The sequence below is a fragment of the Allobosea minatitlanensis genome (assembly GCF_964020775.1).
The window spans coordinates 3,173,659-3,189,453 of sequence record NZ_OZ224509.1; the positions used below are offsets into that span (position 1 = coordinate 3,173,659).

General features: G+C 70.6%; 18 protein-coding genes and 1 pseudogene. 9 read left to right on the forward strand and 10 right to left on the reverse strand.

Annotated features, from left to right (window positions below):
- Positions 1-335: 335 nt before the first annotated feature.
- Both ACWH43_RS15770 and ACWH43_RS15775 read left to right on the forward strand, forming a co-directional pair.
- Positions 336-1,421, forward strand: coding sequence for a TRAP transporter substrate-binding protein (locus tag ACWH43_RS15770; protein ID WP_158471862.1), 1,086 nt, complete (start codon positions 336-338; stop codon positions 1,419-1,421).
- A 155-nt stretch (positions 1,422-1,576) separates the two neighbouring features.
- A complete protein-coding gene (locus tag ACWH43_RS15775; RefSeq protein ID WP_158448396.1) occupies positions 1,577-1,960 on the forward strand; it encodes a hypothetical protein in 384 nt (127 codons plus the stop codon).
- Here the strand turns inward: ACWH43_RS15775 and ACWH43_RS15780 are convergent.
- A complete protein-coding gene (locus ACWH43_RS15780) occupies positions 1,954-2,622 on the reverse strand; it encodes a TetR/AcrR family transcriptional regulator (protein WP_158446611.1) in 669 nt (222 codons plus the stop codon). The two genes, ACWH43_RS15775 and ACWH43_RS15780, sit on opposite strands and share 7 nt — an antisense overlap.
- Positions 2,623-2,767: 145 nt before the next feature.
- On the opposite strand from ACWH43_RS15780, the gene ACWH43_RS15785 reads away from it, so the two are divergent.
- Complete coding sequence (locus ACWH43_RS15785) at positions 2,768-4,384, forward strand: MFS transporter (RefSeq protein WP_448153542.1); 1,617 nt, start codon at positions 2,768-2,770, stop codon at positions 4,382-4,384.
- Positions 4,381-4,782, forward strand: a complete 402-nt coding sequence (locus ACWH43_RS15790) for a hypothetical protein (RefSeq protein ID WP_158446610.1) — start codon at positions 4,381-4,383, stop codon at positions 4,780-4,782. Before ACWH43_RS15785 ends, ACWH43_RS15790 begins: the two co-directional genes overlap by 4 nt.
- Positions 4,783-4,865: 83 nt before the next feature.
- On the opposite strand, the gene ACWH43_RS15795 is transcribed toward ACWH43_RS15790, so the two are convergent.
- The 5 genes from ACWH43_RS15795 to ACWH43_RS15815 all read right to left on the reverse strand — a co-directional run bounded on the left by ACWH43_RS15795 (position 4,866) and on the right by ACWH43_RS15815 (position 7,720).
- A complete protein-coding gene (locus ACWH43_RS15795; RefSeq protein ID WP_158446609.1) occupies positions 4,866-5,492 on the reverse strand; it encodes a uracil-DNA glycosylase family protein in 627 nt (208 codons plus the stop codon).
- The gene (locus tag ACWH43_RS15800) at positions 5,489-6,022 is read right to left on the reverse strand and encodes a hypothetical protein (protein ID WP_158446608.1); all 534 of its coding nucleotides are present in this window, start codon (positions 6,020-6,022) and stop codon (positions 5,489-5,491) included. The genes ACWH43_RS15795 and ACWH43_RS15800 overlap by 4 nt, the downstream gene beginning before the upstream one ends.
- Complete coding sequence (locus tag ACWH43_RS15805; protein WP_158446607.1) at positions 6,019-6,486, reverse strand: hypothetical protein; 468 nt, start codon at positions 6,484-6,486, stop codon at positions 6,019-6,021. Before ACWH43_RS15805 ends, ACWH43_RS15800 begins: the two co-directional genes overlap by 4 nt.
- The gene (locus tag ACWH43_RS15810; protein WP_158446606.1) at positions 6,486-7,097 is read right to left on the reverse strand and encodes a glutathione S-transferase family protein; all 612 of its coding nucleotides are present in this window, start codon (positions 7,095-7,097) and stop codon (positions 6,486-6,488) included. The genes ACWH43_RS15805 and ACWH43_RS15810 overlap by 1 nt, the downstream gene beginning before the upstream one ends.
- A 107-nt stretch (positions 7,098-7,204) precedes the next feature.
- Positions 7,205-7,720, reverse strand: coding sequence for a thermonuclease family protein (locus ACWH43_RS15815; RefSeq protein WP_260348014.1), 516 nt, complete (start codon positions 7,718-7,720; stop codon positions 7,205-7,207).
- Positions 7,721-7,841: 121 nt separating this feature from the next.
- On the opposite strand from ACWH43_RS15815, the gene ACWH43_RS15820 reads away from it, so the two are divergent.
- Together ACWH43_RS15820 and ACWH43_RS15825 are read left to right on the forward strand one after the other, a co-directional pair.
- Positions 7,842-9,359 (forward strand): sensor histidine kinase, encoded by a 1,518-nt coding sequence (locus tag ACWH43_RS15820; protein ID WP_158446604.1) that lies wholly within the window; start codon positions 7,842-7,844, stop codon positions 9,357-9,359.
- A gap of 90 nt (positions 9,360-9,449) precedes the next feature.
- Positions 9,450-10,568: a D-alanine--D-alanine ligase family protein gene (locus tag ACWH43_RS15825; RefSeq protein ID WP_158446603.1), complete on the forward strand. Its 1,119-nt coding sequence runs from the start codon at positions 9,450-9,452 to the stop codon at positions 10,566-10,568.
- Between the two features lie 160 nt (positions 10,569-10,728).
- Here ACWH43_RS15825 and cobT read toward each other — a convergent pair whose 3' ends face one another.
- A complete protein-coding gene (gene cobT, locus ACWH43_RS15830; RefSeq protein WP_158448448.1) occupies positions 10,729-11,748 on the reverse strand; it encodes a nicotinate-nucleotide--dimethylbenzimidazole phosphoribosyltransferase in 1,020 nt (339 codons plus the stop codon).
- 113 nt (positions 11,749-11,861) lie between these two features.
- Here cobT and ACWH43_RS15835 point away from each other — a divergent pair, with 113 nt between their 5' ends.
- Together ACWH43_RS15835 and ACWH43_RS15840 are read left to right on the forward strand one after the other, a co-directional pair.
- The gene (locus tag ACWH43_RS15835) at positions 11,862-12,716 is read left to right on the forward strand and encodes an adenosylcobinamide-GDP ribazoletransferase (RefSeq protein WP_158445639.1); all 855 of its coding nucleotides are present in this window, start codon (positions 11,862-11,864) and stop codon (positions 12,714-12,716) included.
- A complete protein-coding gene (locus ACWH43_RS15840; RefSeq protein WP_260348015.1) occupies positions 12,713-12,898 on the forward strand; it encodes a DUF1289 domain-containing protein in 186 nt (61 codons plus the stop codon). The genes ACWH43_RS15835 and ACWH43_RS15840 overlap by 4 nt, the downstream gene beginning before the upstream one ends.
- Positions 12,899-13,033: 135 nt before the next feature.
- On the opposite strand, the gene ACWH43_RS15845 is transcribed toward ACWH43_RS15840, so the two are convergent.
- Together ACWH43_RS15845 and ACWH43_RS15850 are read right to left on the reverse strand one after the other, a co-directional pair.
- On the reverse strand, positions 13,034-13,513 hold the full coding sequence (locus ACWH43_RS15845) for a GNAT family N-acetyltransferase (protein WP_158445637.1): 480 nt from the start codon (positions 13,511-13,513) through the stop codon (positions 13,034-13,036).
- A gap of 17 nt (positions 13,514-13,530) precedes the next feature.
- The gene (locus ACWH43_RS15850; RefSeq protein WP_158445636.1) at positions 13,531-14,364 is read right to left on the reverse strand and encodes a sulfite exporter TauE/SafE family protein; all 834 of its coding nucleotides are present in this window, start codon (positions 14,362-14,364) and stop codon (positions 13,531-13,533) included.
- Positions 14,365-14,502: 138 nt separating this feature from the next.
- Here ACWH43_RS15850 and ACWH43_RS15855 point away from each other — a divergent pair.
- Positions 14,503-14,733: pseudogene (locus ACWH43_RS15855) on the forward strand (CoxG family protein); the annotation flags it as partial.
- A gap of 50 nt (positions 14,734-14,783) precedes the next feature.
- On the opposite strand, the gene dusA reads toward ACWH43_RS15855, so the two are convergent.
- On the reverse strand, positions 14,784-15,785 hold the full coding sequence (dusA, locus tag ACWH43_RS15860; protein WP_158445635.1) for a tRNA dihydrouridine(20/20a) synthase DusA: 1,002 nt from the start codon (positions 15,783-15,785) through the stop codon (positions 14,784-14,786).
- Positions 15,786-15,795: the final 10 nt, after the last annotated feature.

Here is a 15,795-nt window from a genome sequence, read left to right on the forward strand (position 1 = left end):
CCGGCCGCCTCTCCAGCCTGGCGCCCGGGCCTGGCCGCCGTCGAATCCTGATAGCAGGCGGAACCGAAGGCTGTGTACCCCGCTTCGCCGGCCGCCCCCTTCCCCATCCCGCCCACGGCACCGCCGGCGGCGGCCGGAGCCGCCGGGGCGGAGGGCAAACCCGCCGCTATGTCGGGCATTGCAGCCGGATTTAGCCAAAAGTCTCAGTCCCGGCAGTTGAATCCGCTCGCGATTCATGCAGCCTTCGGCTAGAACCCCGACGCATGCTCGGCATGTGCCGCCGTCGCAGCAGTACAAATTCGAATCAATCGAATGCCGTCCCGAGGAGATGTTCCATGAAGCGTCGTCAGTTCATCCAGACCGCTGCGGCCGGCGCTGCTGCGAGCGCAGTCGCCATGCCGGCGGTGGCGCAGTCGAACCCCGAGGTGAAGTGGCGCCTCGCCTCCTCCTTCCCGAAATCGCTCGACACGATCTATGCCGGCGCCGAGATCATGGCCAAGATGGTCTCCGAGCTGACCGACGGGAAGTTCCAGATCCAGGTCTTCGCCGCCGGCGAGATCGTGCCCGCCCTGCAGGCGCTCGACGCGGTCTCGAACAACACCGTCGAGATGGCCCACACCGTCTCCTACTACTATGTCGGCAAGGACCCGACCTTCGCCATCGCCGCCTCGGTCCCCTTCGGCCTCAATGCCCGCATGCAGAACGCCTGGCTGTTCCAGCATGGCGGCAACGAGCTGTTCAACGAGTTCTACAAGAAGTTCAGCGTCTACGGCATTCCCTGCGGCAACACCGGCGCGCAGATGGGCGGCTGGTTCCGCAAGGAAATCAAGTCGGTCGCCGACATCCAGGGCCTGAAGATGCGCATCGGCGGCATCGCCGGCTCGGTGCTGCAGAAGCTCGGCCTGGTGCCGCAGCAGCTCGGCGGCGGCGACATCTACCCGGCGCTCGAGAAGGGCACCATCGACGGCGCCGAATGGGTCGGCCCCTATGACGACGAGAAGCTCGGCTTCGCCAAGGTCGCGCCCTACTACTACTATCCGGGCTTCTGGGAAGGCGGCCCGACGGTCCATGCCTTCATCAACCTGGAGAAGTGGAACGCCCTGCCGAAATCCTACCAGGCCGCGCTGACCGCCGCCTGCACCTATGCCAACACGCAGATGGCGGCGCGCTACGACGTGGTGAACCCGCCGGCGCTGAAGCGCCTCGTGGCGGCCGGTACGCAGTTGCGCCCCTTCCCGCAGGACGTGATGGAGGCGAGCCTCAAGGCCGCGAACGAGCTCTATGCCGAGATCTCGGCCAAGAACCCCGACTTCAAGAAGGCGATCGAGACGATGGCCGCCTTCCGCTCCGACCAGTATCTGTGGTGGCAGATCGCCGAACTCACCTTCGACGTCTTCCAGGTACGTACCCGCGCCCGCTGAACGGCCTGCGGGCCGCCGCATCCCGCTTCGCCCCGAAAGCCCGGCTCCCCGCCGGGCTTTTTTCGTCGGGCCGCAGCCGGCGCGGCCCTGGGCCCCGCCGCCATATCCACGCCTTGTCTCAACGCTAGCGCGGGATCGTGCTAAGGGAGTCAGCCATGCTTCGTCTCGCCGCCCTCCTGCTCGCGACCTGCCTGTCCGGCGCCGCCATGGCCCAGTCGATCGGGGAAGCCCTGCCCGGCCGGGCCCAGCCGCGCGAATCCTACAGCAGGCCCGCCCCGGCGACGGCCAAGGGAGCCCGCCCCTGCCCCGAATACGGGCCCGGCTTCGTGCGGCTGGAAGGGTCGAGCCTGTGCGTGCGCGTCGGCGGCGCGGTGCGGGCGGAGTTCGGCAAGAGTTCGCGCAGCGGCTATGGCAGGCGGGCCGACGGCATGGTCTATCTCGAAAGCCGCGGACAGACGGCGCTGGGGCCGGTCCGCTCCGTCATCAGCGTCCGCGGCGGAATCGATCGCGGCCTCGATTCGGCCCCGTTCCGCTACTGAGCCTTCCCCTCGGCGCCTGCTTCATTTTTGCGGGAGCACGCCTCAGCCGCCCCCGGCCTGGCGAGCATGCGAGCGAACATCGCCTCCAGTCCCGCGCAAAGCGGCTCGGGATCGTGGTGGCCCGCCGCGATCGCGTCGTCGACCACGCCATGCATGCCGTCGAAGACGACCAGCGCCGCGGAGCGGGCATCGGGAAAAGACCAACAGCCCGCATCGCGCCCGGCGCCCAGCAGCGCCTCGAGCGGCGCCAGCACGAGGTCCTTCTCGGCCGAGCGGCGCTGGCTGTGCCTGAAATCATGGAAGACCACGTCGTGCAGCGCGTAATTCCCCAGATAGGCGCCGATCGCCGCGCGTAGCCAGGCGGAGAGGCGCGAGGGATGGTCGTCCGGGGCGCAGCGCCCGACAGCGTCCGCGACCTGCGCCGCGAAATCCTGCGAGAAGCGGGCGCGCAACGCCAGCACGACATCCCCCTTCGTCGCGAAATAGTGGTAGAAGCTGCCCTTGGCGACGCCGGCCTTGGCGACGATGTCTTCGATGGTGGTGCCGTCGATGCCGCGCGCGATGAAGAGCCCCGCCGCCGCGGCCATCAGATTCTCGACCCGGACCTCCGCCGGCAGCACGCGCCGCCGCCGCCCGGCCGGCCGGGCCGCGGCGCTCTGCATTCCTCGTTCCGACGCCGGCACCGCGACACACCTCCTACCCTCGATTCTCACTATGCCATATTTAGAAACGCTCACAACTACTTAGATTATTGACCGACCGTCGGTCAATTTGCTATCCGCTGTTCCGTCGACCGGAGAAGCGCGCATGCCCGACCCCGCCCCCAGCTTTTCACCCGCCGCCGCCATGCCCGAGCGCCGCGATGGCAGGCCGCTTCCGGCGCGGGGCCGCTCCCGGACGCGCCTTACGGTCGCCGCCGTCTATCTCGGGACGATGATGGCGACGATCGCGATCAGCATCGTCAATGTGGCGCTGCCGGCGATCCAGTCCGCGCTCGGCGCGGAGCTGGCGCAGATCCAGTGGGTCGTCGGCAGCTATGCCCTGTGCCTCTCGGCCTTCATGCTCTCCGCCGGCCCGATCGGCGACCGCTTCGGGCGCAAGCGCGTCTGGCTCGCCGGCGTCGGCCTGTTCATGGCCGGCTCCGCGATCTCGGCCACGGCGTCGTCCCTGCCCTTCCTGATCGCGGGCGGCGCGGTGCAGGGCCTCGCCGGCGCCCTGGTGATCCCGGGCGCGCTCGCCATCCTGACGCAGGCCTTTCCCGATCCGCAGGCGCGCGCGCGGGTCATCGGCGGCTGGTCCTCGTTCAGCGCCGTCTCGCTGGTGCTCGGCCCGATGCTCGGCGGGCTCCTGGTCGAGCATGTCGGCTGGCCGAGCATCTTCCTGATCAACCTGCCGGTCGGGCTAGCGGCCTTTTTGCTCGGCAGCCTCGGCATCGCCGAAAGCGCCGACCCCAACGTGACGGGGCTCGACCCGGCGGGACAGGCGCTCAGCGCCGTCATCCTGGGCAGCCTGACCTATGCACTGATCGGCGCCGGCCCGATGGGCTGGGGCGCCGGGCCGGTGCTGGCGGCCTTCGGCCTGTGCGGCGCCGGCCTCGCCGCCTTCGTCCTGGTCGAGCGGCGGGCGGCCCATCCGGCCTTGCCGATCGCGCTGTTCAGGAACGGCGAGTTCGCGCTGGCCAATCTCGCCTCCTTCGTGCTCGGCTTCACCGCCTATAGCAGCCTGTTCCTGTTCTCGCTGTTCCTGCAGCAGATCCAGGGCTGGTCGGCGGCACAGACCGGCTGGCGCCTGACGCCGGTCTTCATCGCCATGGCGCTCGCGGCCACCGCCTTCGGGCGGGTCGCCGGCCGCTTCGGCCTGCGCCCGATGATGCTCGCCGGGTACCTGCTGATCGGCGTCGCCATGCTCGCCATGGCCGGCTTCACGCCGACGACGCCCTATGCCGCCGTTGCGGCCCTGTTCGCCCTGCTCGGCATCGGCATGGGGCTGGCCGTGCCCGCCACCGGGGCGGCCGCGATGCAGGCCGCGCCGCGCGAGCGCAGCGGCGTCGCCTCCGCCACCATGAACGCCCTGCGCCAGAGCGGCATGACCATCGGCATCGCGCTGCTCGGCACCGTCATGGCCGGGCGGGCCGTGGCCAGGCTCGGCGAGCGGCTGGCCGGGACCGGCGTGGCCGATGCCGCGACCGCCGCCGCCGAGGCGGTGCAGCGGCACCGGATGCCGGCGGGGCTGCCCCTGACGCCCGAGGCCTTCACCGGGCTGCTGCGCGGGGCGTCGGCGGACGGTTTCGCCGCCGCCGTCGCCATCGCCGGGCTGCTCGCCCTGCTCGCCGCCGCCATGCTCGGCCTCGACCAATGGCGCGAGCGCCGTCTTTCCCGCCCATCCCCGCCGCAGGGCCCTGCCCGAGAGGAGTTCCGCGCATGAAGTTCTTCCACGAAGCCGAACCCGGCATCCTGGTCTCGAAAGGCGTCCTGGCGACGGAGCAGGACGGCAGGGACTGGGTCGCCGAATACGACGCGCTGCTGCAGCGCGAGCGCCCCTTCGCCGTGATCGTGCAGGCCGGGGACCGCCCGCTCCCGCCGGCGGGCAAACCGATGATCCTGTGGATGAAGGTGCGCAAGGCCGAGCTCGGCCGCTGGGTGCGCGTCACGATCTTCATCATCGCGGACGCCGCCGAACGCGCCGAGATGGCGGCGAGCCTCCCCGGCCGCGCCAAGGCCTCGCCCTATCCGATGGCGCTCGCGGCCGACGAGCCGGAGGCGATCGCGCAGGCGCGCGCCAGCCTCGCCGATGCCGCTCCCGACGCGGCGGCCGGAAACTAGAGCCCGCTGCATTGGCGTGGAAACGCGGGCCGTGCCGGACGATCCGGGACGGCCCCGGCGTTTCCGCGTCGAATCGGCGCGTTCTAGCCGATCAGCCGGGCGACCTCCTGCCGGAGCACCGGCACGAGCTCGGCCTCGAACCAGGGATTCTGCCGCAGCCAGGCATTGTTGCGCCAGGAGGGATGCGGCAGCGGCAGGACGCGCGGGCGGGCCGGGCGCGCCAGCAATCCGCGCCAGTCGGCCACCGTTTCGGTCAGGCCGCGCCCCTTCGGCGCACCGAGATGCCAGTCCTGGGCGTAGCGGCCGATCGCCAGCACGAGCTCGATCTGCGGCATCGCCGCGAAGACGCGCTCATGCCAGGTCGGCGCGCATTCGCGCCGCGGCGGCAGGTCGCCGCCCTTGGCGTCCTGGCCGGGAAAGCAGAAGCCCATCGGCACGACCGCGACCCTGGCCCGGTCGTAGAACACCGTCTCGTCGATGCCGAGCCAGCGCCGCAGGCGGACGCCGGAGGGATCGGTGAAGGGCCGGCCGCTGGCATGGACGCGCGTGCCCGGCGCCTGGCCGGCAATGCACAGCCGCGCCGTCGTCGAGGCCTGGATCACCGGGCGCGGCTGATGCGGCAGCGGCGGCAGGTAGCGCGGCGCATCGCGGCAGATCCGGCAGGCCCGCAGATCGTGCAGGACCGCGTCGAGCCTTTCGCCCGCCGTCATCGCCGGGCGTCTTGCGTCGCCGCAGCGCCTTGATGCGGGCCGCCGCCGGCCTCGCCCCGGAGCATGCCGGCGAGCTTCCCGCGGCCGGGCGCCCGCGAGATCAGCCCGTCGCAGAACCAGTTCTCGGAGGTTTTGACGAAGTCGTGCGGATCGCCCGGCTCGATGCGCGCCAGCCCGTTGATGCGCCCGCTCGGGCGGCTGCGGATGACATAGAGCGCGCCGCTGGTCTCGATGGTGAAGCAATAGGTGCGGCGCTTGTCGTGCGGGCCGTAATAATAGCAGACGGCGTCCTCTGTCGTGGTCCAGCAGGCGTCGGTGTTCGGCAGGTTGCGGTTGTGCCCGAGCGCGCGGCCGTCGCGGTGGTGATATTCGCTGAACGGCAGGTTGGAGCCGGAATAGAGCCCGGTCACGGTGTTGCCCTCGAAGGCCTGGCGGATCTGCGGGCCGGTCAGGCGTTCGGCCGCGCCGGCCGGTCCGGCGGCGAGCAGCCCGAGCGCGAAGGCGGCGATCCGGAAGGCGGCCGGCCTCATCGCTGCGCCAGCCTTCGGCTCATCGGGGGCTCCGGCGCCCGCGAGATCAGCCCGTCGCAATACCAGGGCTTGCCGTTGTCGGTGTGGTTGCGGGGATTGCCGGGCTCGATCTTGGCGAGGGCGTTGACCAGGCCGTTGCCGCTGTTGCGCAGGACATAGAGGTCGCCGCTCATCTCGACGGTGAAGCAATGCACCGTGCGGTCCTCGGGCGGGCCGTAATAATAGCAGACCTGGTCGCGCCTGGTGATCCAGCAGGCATCGGTGTTGGGCTGCCAGCCATTATGACCGAGGGCGCGCCCGTCGGCGGCGTGGTACTCGGTGAAGAAACCGCCATTGGTGTAGCGCCCGGTCACGGTATTGCCCTCGAAGGCGCGCTGGATCTGCTCGCCATTGAGCCTTTCGGCGGCCCGGGCCGGCGCCGGCAGGGCGGCCAGCATCAGCAGGAGGAAGGCGAAAATCCGCATCACGCCTTCCAGCTCGGGCGCGCCGAGACCTCGCCGTGCCAGCGGCGGATATGGACGAAATCCTCCGGCAGCGGGACGCGCGACGGCTTCATGAAATCGATGGCGATGCCGGCGGTGATGTCGGCGACCGTCAGGGCCTCGCCGCAAACGAAGGGGTTGGCGGCGAGCTGCAGCTCGAGCACCCAGAGATGGTCGTCGATCCGGTCGCGATTGGCCTCGGCCCATTCCGGGATCTGCGTCTCCAGCTCGGCCATCGACGGGTGGCTGTGGCGGAAGACGGCGGCGACGCTGCCGAACAGGCCGAGCTCGATCCGGCGGTTCCACATCTCGATCAGGGCCTGCTCCTTCGCTTCCCGGCCGAACAGCGGCGGATGCGGATGCAGGCTCTCGACATAGCGGCAGATCGCCATGGTCTCGGCCAGGGCGGTGCCGTCGTCGAGCTCCAGCACGGGCAGGCGCTGCGACGGGTTGAGCCGGGTGAAGGCCTCGCTCTTGTGCTCCTTCCTGGCGATGTCGACCGGCACCAGCTCCGGCAGGGCCAGCCCCTTCTCGGCGAAGAAGATGCGGACCCGACGCGGATTGGGCGCGCGCCCGCCATCATAGAGCTTCATCGAACCATCTCCGTCTCCGGCCGCACCGGATCACGGCCGGCCCCGGACGGTCAACCGTATCGGCGCGCTTCTTGACGCGAGGATGGCACGGTCGGCGGCCACGCCCGTCAGCGCGGATGGCCGCGGCGCCAGGCCTCCGGCCGCTCGAAGCGCAGGGCCCAGATGCCCCGCCCGGCGGCCCGCGCCTCGGCCTCCTCGGCCCGATAGGCGCCGTAGGAGACCGCCTGCCCGCTCCGCACCATCGTCGCGTTGAGGTCCTCGTCCCCCTGCCGGCAGCGGGCGAGGCCGCGGCCATAGCGGTCGGTCTTGCCGATCTCGCAGGTGGTGAGCCCGCGCGCCAGCAGTGCCTGCAAGGCCCGATGCGCCTCCCGCCCGCAGGCGAGGCTGCGGCCGCGGGCGTCGGTGCAGCTCTGGCGGTATTCCGGCGCGTCCAGCCCCTCGAGCCGCAATTCCTCGCCGAGCAGGCGGATCGAATCGCCGTCGATCGCCTGCGCCGGGCCGGTGAGCAGGCGGGCCGGGCCGAGACGGTATTGCAGCACCGCGCCCGCCAGCGCCAGAAAGCCGAGAATGCCGAGCGCGACGACGAGGTCGGTCAGCCGGCCGACGCGACGCCAGCCGAGCATGCCGAACCGGGACCGACCGAATCCGAAACGCGCCATCAGGAAGAGCTTAACGATTTGGTGTCCATGATGGCGAGCCGGCCGTGCAGCCTGCGCGGCCGAACGAGGGTGCGTACGCGTTATCATGGCGGAAGTGACGGCCGAACAGGTGCAGCGCGGGCGGGGGCCGGACCCGGCCGCCGTCGCGCGCCGCAAGCTGCTCACCCGCGAGGTGAAGACGGTGCGCGAGCGGCTGACCTCCTCGACCGGCCTCGAGCGCGCCTTCGACAACGAGTTGCTGCGCAGCTTCGCGCAATACCGGATCTCCGGCTCGGTCGGCACGATGGTGCTCGCGCTCGCCGCGGCCGCCGCCGCCTCGCTGTGGCTGCCGGTCTATCTCGCCGCCTCCTGGTGCGGGCTGGTCCTGGCGAGCTCGCTGCTGATCGTCGCCCTGTCGCGCCGCTATCTGGCGAAGCGGCCGGAGGATATCCGGCGGAGGCGCTGGCGGCGGCTGTTCGCGCTGGCGGAAGGCCTGCAGGGCCTGAGCTGGGCCGCGCTGCTCGTCCTCTTCGCCCAGGTCGACGCGGCCGGCGCCAAGATCTTCGTGACCACGATGCTGCTGATCGTCAGCGCGCTGACCGTGATGCTCTCGGCCTCGATCCCGATCGCGGTCTATGCGGGCCTGAGCCCGATCATCCTCGGCATCATGCTGTTCTTCTGGGACAAGCGCGACATCGACAGCGTCACCATGGCGCTGATGGCGGCCTCGGCTCAGCTCTTCTTCATCTTCCTCGCCAACAGGCTCTATGCCAGCTCGGTCGCGACCATCCGCTTCCGGGCCGAGAAGGATGCGCTGATCGCGGAGCTGGAAACGGCCAACGCCAATTCCGACGAGGCCCGGCGCAAGGCCGAGGAGGCCAATCTCGCCAAGTCGCGCTTCCTCGCCACGATGAGCCATGAGCTGCGCACCCCGCTCAACGCCATCCTCGGCTTCTCCGAGGTGATGAAGAACGAGATCTTCGGCACGCATGCCAACGCCGCCTACAAGGAGTATTCCTCCGACATCCACGGCTCGGGCCAGCATCTGCTCAACCTGATCAACGAGATCCTCGACCTCTCGCGCATCGAGGCCGGCAAATACGAGCTGAACGAGGAGGCGCTCTCGCTGACCGGGGTGGTCGACGACTGCCGGCACATGCTGGCGATGCGCGCCAAGGCCAAGGGCCAGACCATCCGCGAGCTGGCGGAGCCGGAACTGCCGCGCGTCTGGGCCGACGAGCGCGCCATCCGGCAGGTGGTGCTCAACATCCTCTCCAACGCGATCAAGTTCACGCCCCAGGGCGGCGAGATCACCATCAAGATCGGCTGGACGGCGGCGGGCGGCCAATATGTCAGCGTCACCGACACCGGCCCGGGCATTCCGGAGAACGAGATCCCGATCGTGATGCAGAGCTTCGGGCGCGGCTCGCTGGCGATCAAGACCGCCGAGCAGGGCTCGGGCCTCGGCCTGCCGATCGTCAAGGGGCTGATCGAGCTGCATGGCGGCGGCTTCCACCTCAAGTCGAAGCCGCGCGCCGGTACCGAGGTGACGATCACCCTGCCGGCCGCGCGCGTCATGGATGCCCTCCCCGCCCTGCCGGAGCCGCGGGTGCGCGCCGCCTGAACACCATCATTACGCCGCCATCGGCCGGCACAGACCGCCTTCCGCGCCGCGGCGCGCTTCGCCTCCGCCGAACCTTGGGACCATCGGAACATGAACGGAAAAACCCGCGTCGCGGTGCTCTATGGCGGCAAGTCGGGCGAACACGAGGTCTCGCTGAAATCCGGGGCCTCGGTGGTGCGCCATCTCGACCGGGAGCGCTTCGAGCTGATCCCGATCAGCATCGACAAGCAGGGCCGCTGGCAGAGGCAGGACCCCAGGCGCCTGGCGGAATGGAACGACGAGAGCCTGCCGATCCATGCCGATGCGCCGGAAATCCGCCTGGCCAACGACGGCGCCGGCGGGCTCGCGGTCGCCGCGCTCGACGGCAGCGCGATGGATGGCGGCATCGACGTGGTGTTTCCGGTGATCCACGGCCCGCTCTGCGAGGACGGCGCCGTGCAGGGCCTGCTGGAGCTGAGCGGGGCGGCCTATGTCGGCTCGGGCGTGCTCGCCTCCGCCATCGGCATGCACAAGGACATGGCCAAGCGCCTCGCGGCACTCGCCGGCCTGCCGGTCGCGCCCTATGTCATGGCGAACCGGCGCGACTATGCGCGCGAACCGGCGGCGACGGCCGCGGCGGCGCAGGCGACGCTGACGCTGCCGGTGTTCATCAAGCCCTGCAACATGGGCTCCAGCGTCGGCGTCCATAAGGTCAAGCGCTGGGAGGACCTCGACGCCGCCCTCGCCGACGCCTTCCGCTACGATACGCGTGTGCTGATCGAGCAGGGCATCGACGCCCGCGAGATCGAGGTCGCGGTGCTCGACGGCGATCCGCCCTTCGTCAGCCTGGCGAGCGAGCTCAACGCCGATCCCAGGCACGAATTCTACTCCTACGAGGCGAAGTATATCGACCAGGACGGCGCCACCGTCGACCTGCCGGCGAAGCTCGCGCCGGCGCAGATGGAGCGCGTGCGCGAACTGGCGAGGACCGCCTTCGTCGCGCTCGAATGCAGCGGGCTCGCCCGCGTCGACTTCTTCCTCGACCGGCAGAGCGGCGAATTCTATTTTAACGAGATCAACACGCTCCCCGGCTTCACTGCCATCAGCATGTATCCCAAGATGATGGAGGCCTCGGGCCTGGCCTATCCCGCGCTGATCACGCGGCTGATCGAGCTCGCGCTGGAGCGCCACGCAGAGCGGGCGGCGCTGAAGACCGATTACGAGGGGTAGATCCTCAGTCTGCCGACTTTGCGCTGAAACACGCGGTCATCCCGGGCTTGACCCGGGATCCATGCCGGAGCGTTTCCGGCAAAGGTTCAGGCATGGATCCCGGATCTCCGCTTCGCTGCATCCGGGATGACCGCGCGTTACGATGAGAATGCGGCGGCAACTAATCCTTCCGCGCCACCTGGGCCTGCTCGAAGGTCGCCATGCCGGAATGGACGGCCGCCGCGGCCTTGACCAGCCCCGCCGCGAGCGCCGCGCCCGTCCCCTCCCCCAGCCGCATGTCGAGCGCCAGCAGCGGCACCTTGCCGAGCCGCGCCAGCACCTCGGCATGCGCGCCCTCGGCCGAGAGATGGCCGGCAAGGCAGTGGTCGATCGCCGAAGGCTCGATGGCGTGCAGGATCGCCGCCGCGGCGGTGACGACATAGCCGTCGAGGATCACCGGAATGCGCTGCGAGCGGGCCGCGATGATCGCCCCGCAGATCGCCGCGATCTCGCGCCCGCCGAGGCGGCGCAGCACCTCCAGCGGGTCCTTGAGATGGGCGCGATGCAGGGAAAGCCCGGCCTCCACCGCCGCGACCTTGCGCCTGAAGCCTTCATCGTCGACGCCGGTGCCGCGGCCGCACCAGCGCGCGGCGTCGCCGCCATAGAGCCCGGCATAGATCGCCGCCGCCGAGGTGGTGTTGCCGATGCCCATCTCGCCGAGGCAGAGCAGATCGGCGCCGCCGGCCAGCGCCTCCATGCCGAAGGCCATGGTGGCGACGCAGGCGCGCTCGTCGAGCGCATCCTCCTGCGTGAAGTCGCCGGTCGGCAGGTCGAGCGCCAGGTCGAAGACCTTGAAGCCGAGATCGAAGGCGGCGCAGATCTGGTTGATCGCGGCGCCGCCGGCGGCGAAATTCTCCAGCATCTGGCGCGTCACCGCCTGCGGATAGGCCGAGACGCCCTGCGCCACCACGCCGTGATTGCCGGCGAAGACGCAGACCAGCGGTCGGTTCACCGCCGGCGGCGCCTTGCCCTGCCAGGCGGCGAGCCATTCGGCGATCTCCTCCATCCGGCCGAGGCTGCCGGCCGGCTTGGTCAGGTTGGCGTCGCGGGCGCGCACCGCGTTCGCCGCCGCCATGTCGGGGCCGGGCATGGCGGCGATGAGCTCGCGGATATCGTCGAAGGGCAAAGCGGAAGCGGCCATGGTCAAGTCCGTCGAAAAGAGGCGGCGCCAGGCGCATCGCCATGGCGGCAGGATTGCCGTTGCTGCTATAGGCTCGGCCGGCGGAAGACAATCGACGGGGGCGGGAGGCCGGCATGGCCGAGGCGGAGACCAGCAGCGAAGCGACGGCGGCGGAACGCCCCGCCTGGCCGGGCTGGGCGATCGCGACGGCGATCTGCATCCGCTTCTATTCGCGCCTGCCCGTGCCGCGGCTGCCGGGCGAAGGCGACCTGCACGGCGTGCCCGATTTCAGGACGGTGCCGCGCGCCCTGCCCTTCGCGGCGCTGATCATCGCGCTGCCCGCCGCGCTCGTCGCGCTGGCCGCCGGCCTCGCCGGGCTCAGCGGGACGGCGACCGGCGCCCTCGTGCTGGCGGCGCTGGCGCTGAGCACCGGGGCCTTCCACGAGGACGGCCTCGCCGACAGCGCCGACGGGCTGTTCGGCGGGCATACGCCGGAACGGCGGCTGGAGATCATGAAGGACAGCCGCATCGGCTCCTATGGCACGATGGCGCTGGGGCTCTCGCTGCTGCTGCGGGCCAGCCTGATCGCGACGATCCTCGACCGCAGCAATGCCTGGGGCGCGGCCGCGGCCGTGCTCGCCGCGGCGCCGTGGTCGCGGGCCGAAGGGCTGCTCCTGCTCGCCACGCAGCCGCCGGCCCGCAGCATCGGCGCCGCCGCCGCGGTGGGCCGGCCCGGCCTCGCGACGGCGCGGATCGCGCTCGCTCTCAGCCTCGTTCTGGCGGCCGGGCTCTGCCTCGCCGCGCATCTGCCGCTGGCCGGCCTGCTGCTCGGCTTCGCGCTGGCGCATGGCGCCGCCGCGGCGCTGGCCCGGCTGGCGCGCCGGCTGATCGGCGGGCAGACCGGCGACATCCTCGGCGCGGCCCAGCAATTCGCCGAGATCGCGGTCTATCTCGGGCTGGCGCTCACACTGGGATGGGCCGGGCGGTGAGCGCCGTCTCGACGCCCTGCGTGAAGATCTGCATCATCGACCCGGCGAGCCGACTCTGCGAGGGCTGCGGCCGCACACTCACGGAAATCGCGCAATGGTCGCGGTTGAGCGAGGCCGAGCGGCTGGCGATCATGGCCAGGCTGCCCGAGCGACGGCGCCGGCTGAAGCCCTGGAACAACTGAGTCATCCCGGACAAGCCGCGTGAGCGGCGGCGATCCGGGATCCATGCCGGAGCGTCACCAATCGAGGCTCTGGCATGGATCCCGGGTCTGCGCTTCGCTCCGCCCGGGATGACCGGGACGCGATCTGAAAGAACCCTATTCGCTGGCCTCGGCGGCCGCCTCCAGCGCCGCGCCGGTCAGCCGGTAGAACACTTTCTTCGTCTGCGCGACGGCGCCGAGGCTTTCGTAGAAGCCCAGCAGCGCGGGATTTTCGGCGTCGGCCGTCCAGTCGAGGCGCTTGTGGCCGCGCTCGACCGCGAGCTTCGCCAGCGCCGTCATCAGCGCGCGGCCCAGCCCTTTGCCGCGGGCGGCATCGGCGACATAGATCTCCTTCAGGAAGAAGCCACTCTTCAGCCCCGGCCCCGGATAGAGATTGCAGGCGGAGGCGAAGCCGAGAATCGCCTTGCCCGCGACCGCGACGAGGATCTCCACCCCGGCCGGGAGAGCGGCGAGGCCCGCCTGGATGTCCCGCAAGGGCGGGCACGGCACGGCGTAATGGCCCTGCATCTCGACCATCAGCGCCGCCAGCGCCGGATGGTCGGCCGGCTGCAGCAGGCGGATCGCGACCTCGCTCATCGCCGGGCTCCGCAGCCTCAGTGCAGCAGCGACCAGACGAAGCGCCCGGCGACGAAGAGCAGGAACAGCCCGAAGGCCACTTCGAGCCGCCGCTTCGACAGCCGATGCGCCAGGCTCGCGCCGATCGGCGCCGTCCAGATCGAGGTCGGGATGAACAGGATCATGCCGATCAGCGAGACATAGCCGAGCGAGAGCGGCGGCAGGATGTCCATCTTCGGCCAACCGGCATAGATGAAACCGAGCGCGCCGGGGATCGAGATCAGCACGCCGAGCCCCGAGGAGGTCGCGACCGCCTGGTGGATCGGCCGGCCGTAGAAGGTCATGAACAGGCTGGAGAGCTGGCCGCCGCCGATGCCCATCAGCGCCGACAGCACGCCGATGACGCCGCCATAGGCCACCATCAGCGGCTTGCACGGCATCTCCTCGCCGAACTTCCAGCGATCGGCGGCGAAGAGCAGCCGGATGGCCGAGATCGTCGCGACCGCGATGAAGACGATCTTGAACAGGTCGGCCGGGGCGTAGCGGGCGATATAGCTGCCGACGATCACGCCGAGCACGACGGGCACGGCCCAGACCTTGAGGATCGAGAGGTCGACCAGCCCCTTGGCGCGGTGGGCGTTGAAGGAGCGGATCGAGGTCGGGATGATGACGGCGAGCGAGGTGCCGACGCTGAGCGGCATGCGGACCTCCTCCGCCACGCCGATGACGCGGAAGACCTCGTAGAGAACCGGCACGATGACCGCGCCGCCGCCGACGCCGAAGACGCCGGCCAGAAGGCCCGTCACGGCCCCGGCCAGCACGAGAGAGACGGCGAGAAAGGCGAGGTCGCCGAGGGGAATGCCTGCGAGCATGGAAAGGGCTCCGGTGGGCCAGCCCTTCCCCTCTCGGCGATTTCGCCAGCCGGGGCAAGGGCTTCGGGGCAGCCCCGCCATGCCCGGCGGAGCCGCCCTCCCTTCGGGCGGCGGCGGCGCGCGCCTCCGGGGCCGGCGCAGGGAGAAGGCAAGGGCGGCATCGCCGGCTTCGCCAAGGGCGGTGCCAACGTCTCGCTGACCGAGGACGGGCCGCAGGCGACAGTCCTGGCCTATACCGTCAAGGCCGATGTCGGCGGCAAGATCGCCCAGCTCGGCAGCCGCCTGATCGACTCGACCTCGCGCAAGCTCGCCGGGCAGTTCTTCGCCAATTTCGGCAAGGAATTCGCGACGCTGGCGGTTTCGGGCTGAAGCGGCAGCCGTCGCCCCGCCGCCAACCGGCCGGAGAGCGGCGCGGGGGATCAGGCCGCGGCGGCGTCCGGCTGATGCCGCGAGACATGGGCGGTGGCGGCGCGCAGATCGGCGAGCCCGGCGCCCGGCTGCACGCAATGCTCGGCGAGATGGCGGCGGAACAGCCGCGCTCCCGGACGGCCGGGGAACAGGCCGACGAGATGGCGCGTGAAGGCGTGTAGCCGCCCGCCCCGCTCCAGATGCGCGGCGATGACCGGCTCCAGCGCCTCCAGCATCGCGAAGGCGTCCGGGACGGGAGCCGCCTCGCCGAAGAGCAGCGGATCGACCCCGAGCAGGATCTCGGGGTTCTGATAGGCCTCGCGGCCAACCATGACGCCGTCGAGCCTTTGCAGATGCGCCAGCCATTCGGCCGGTGCCTTGATGCCGCCATTGATCGCGACCGGCAAATCGGGATTGGCGGCCTTGAGACGATAGGCGCGCTCATAGTCGAGCGGCGGAACCTCCCGGTTCTCCTTGGGCGAGAGGCCCTGCAGCCAGGCCTTGCGGGCATGGACGATCAGGGCGTCGACGCCCGCGGCGCGCACCGCGGCTGTCAGCGCGTCGAGCGCCGCTTCGGGGTCCTGGTCGTCGACGCCGATGCGGCACTTCACCGTGACGGGAATGGCGAGCGCCGCCTTCATCGCCGCGACGCAATCGCCGACCCGCTCCGGCTCGCGCATCAGGCAGGCGCCGAAGGACCCGCCCTGCACGCGGTCGGACGGGCAGCCGCAATTCAGGTTGATCTCGTCATAGCCGAAATCGGCGCCGATCCGCGCGGCCTGTGCCAGCAGCTTCGGATCGTTGCCGCCGAGCTGGAGCGCGACCGGATGCTCCATGGCGTCGAAGCCGATCAGGCGCTCGCGATCGCCGTGGATCACCGCCTGCGCCGTCACCATCTCGGTATAGAGCAGCGCATGGCGCGACATCAGGCGATGGATCCGCCGGCAGGCGGAATCCGTCCAGTCCATCATCGGCGCGACGGAGAAGCGCATGTTCGGGAGCGGCGGGATCATGGCCGCTCCC

Bases quoted from the DNA above. Each gene is read 5' to 3' on its own strand.
- ACWH43_RS15810 (WP_158446606.1), bottom strand. From the start codon at position 7,097: ATGAAGCTCTATGATGGCGGGCGCGCGCCCAATCCGCGTCGGGTCCGC.
- ACWH43_RS15775 (WP_158448396.1), top strand. From the start codon at position 1,577: ATGCTTCGTCTCGCCGCCCTCCTGCTCGCGACCTGCCTGTCCGGCGCC.
- cobT (WP_158448448.1), bottom strand. From the start codon at position 11,748: ATGGCCGCTTCCGCTTTGCCCTTCGACGATATCCGCGAGCTCATCGCC.
- ACWH43_RS15845 (WP_158445637.1), bottom strand. From the start codon at position 13,513: ATGAGCGAGGTCGCGATCCGCCTGCTGCAGCCGGCCGACCATCCGGCG.
- ACWH43_RS15795 (WP_158446609.1), bottom strand. From the start codon at position 5,492: ATGACGGCGGGCGAAAGGCTCGACGCGGTCCTGCACGATCTGCGGGCC.
- ACWH43_RS15850 (WP_158445636.1), bottom strand. From the start codon at position 14,364: ATGCTCGCAGGCATTCCCCTCGGCGACCTCGCCTTTCTCGCCGTCTCT.
- ACWH43_RS15805 (WP_158446607.1), bottom strand. From the start codon at position 6,486: ATGCGGATTTTCGCCTTCCTCCTGCTGATGCTGGCCGCCCTGCCGGCG.
- ACWH43_RS15800 (WP_158446608.1), bottom strand. From the start codon at position 6,022: ATGAGGCCGGCCGCCTTCCGGATCGCCGCCTTCGCGCTCGGGCTGCTC.
- ACWH43_RS15780 (WP_158446611.1), bottom strand. From the start codon at position 2,622: ATGCAGAGCGCCGCGGCCCGGCCGGCCGGGCGGCGGCGGCGCGTGCTG.
- ACWH43_RS15770 (WP_158471862.1), top strand. From the start codon at position 336: ATGAAGCGTCGTCAGTTCATCCAGACCGCTGCGGCCGGCGCTGCTGCG.
- ACWH43_RS15835 (WP_158445639.1), top strand. From the start codon at position 11,862: ATGGCCGAGGCGGAGACCAGCAGCGAAGCGACGGCGGCGGAACGCCCC.
- ACWH43_RS15785 (WP_448153542.1), top strand. From the start codon at position 2,768: ATGCCCGACCCCGCCCCCAGCTTTTCACCCGCCGCCGCCATGCCCGAG.
- ACWH43_RS15815 (WP_260348014.1), bottom strand. From the start codon at position 7,720: ATGCTCGGCTGGCGTCGCGTCGGCCGGCTGACCGACCTCGTCGTCGCG.
- ACWH43_RS15820 (WP_158446604.1), top strand. From the start codon at position 7,842: ATGGCGGAAGTGACGGCCGAACAGGTGCAGCGCGGGCGGGGGCCGGAC.
- dusA (WP_158445635.1), bottom strand. From the start codon at position 15,785: ATGATCCCGCCGCTCCCGAACATGCGCTTCTCCGTCGCGCCGATGATG.
- ACWH43_RS15790 (WP_158446610.1), top strand. From the start codon at position 4,381: ATGAAGTTCTTCCACGAAGCCGAACCCGGCATCCTGGTCTCGAAAGGC.
- ACWH43_RS15825 (WP_158446603.1), top strand. From the start codon at position 9,450: ATGAACGGAAAAACCCGCGTCGCGGTGCTCTATGGCGGCAAGTCGGGC.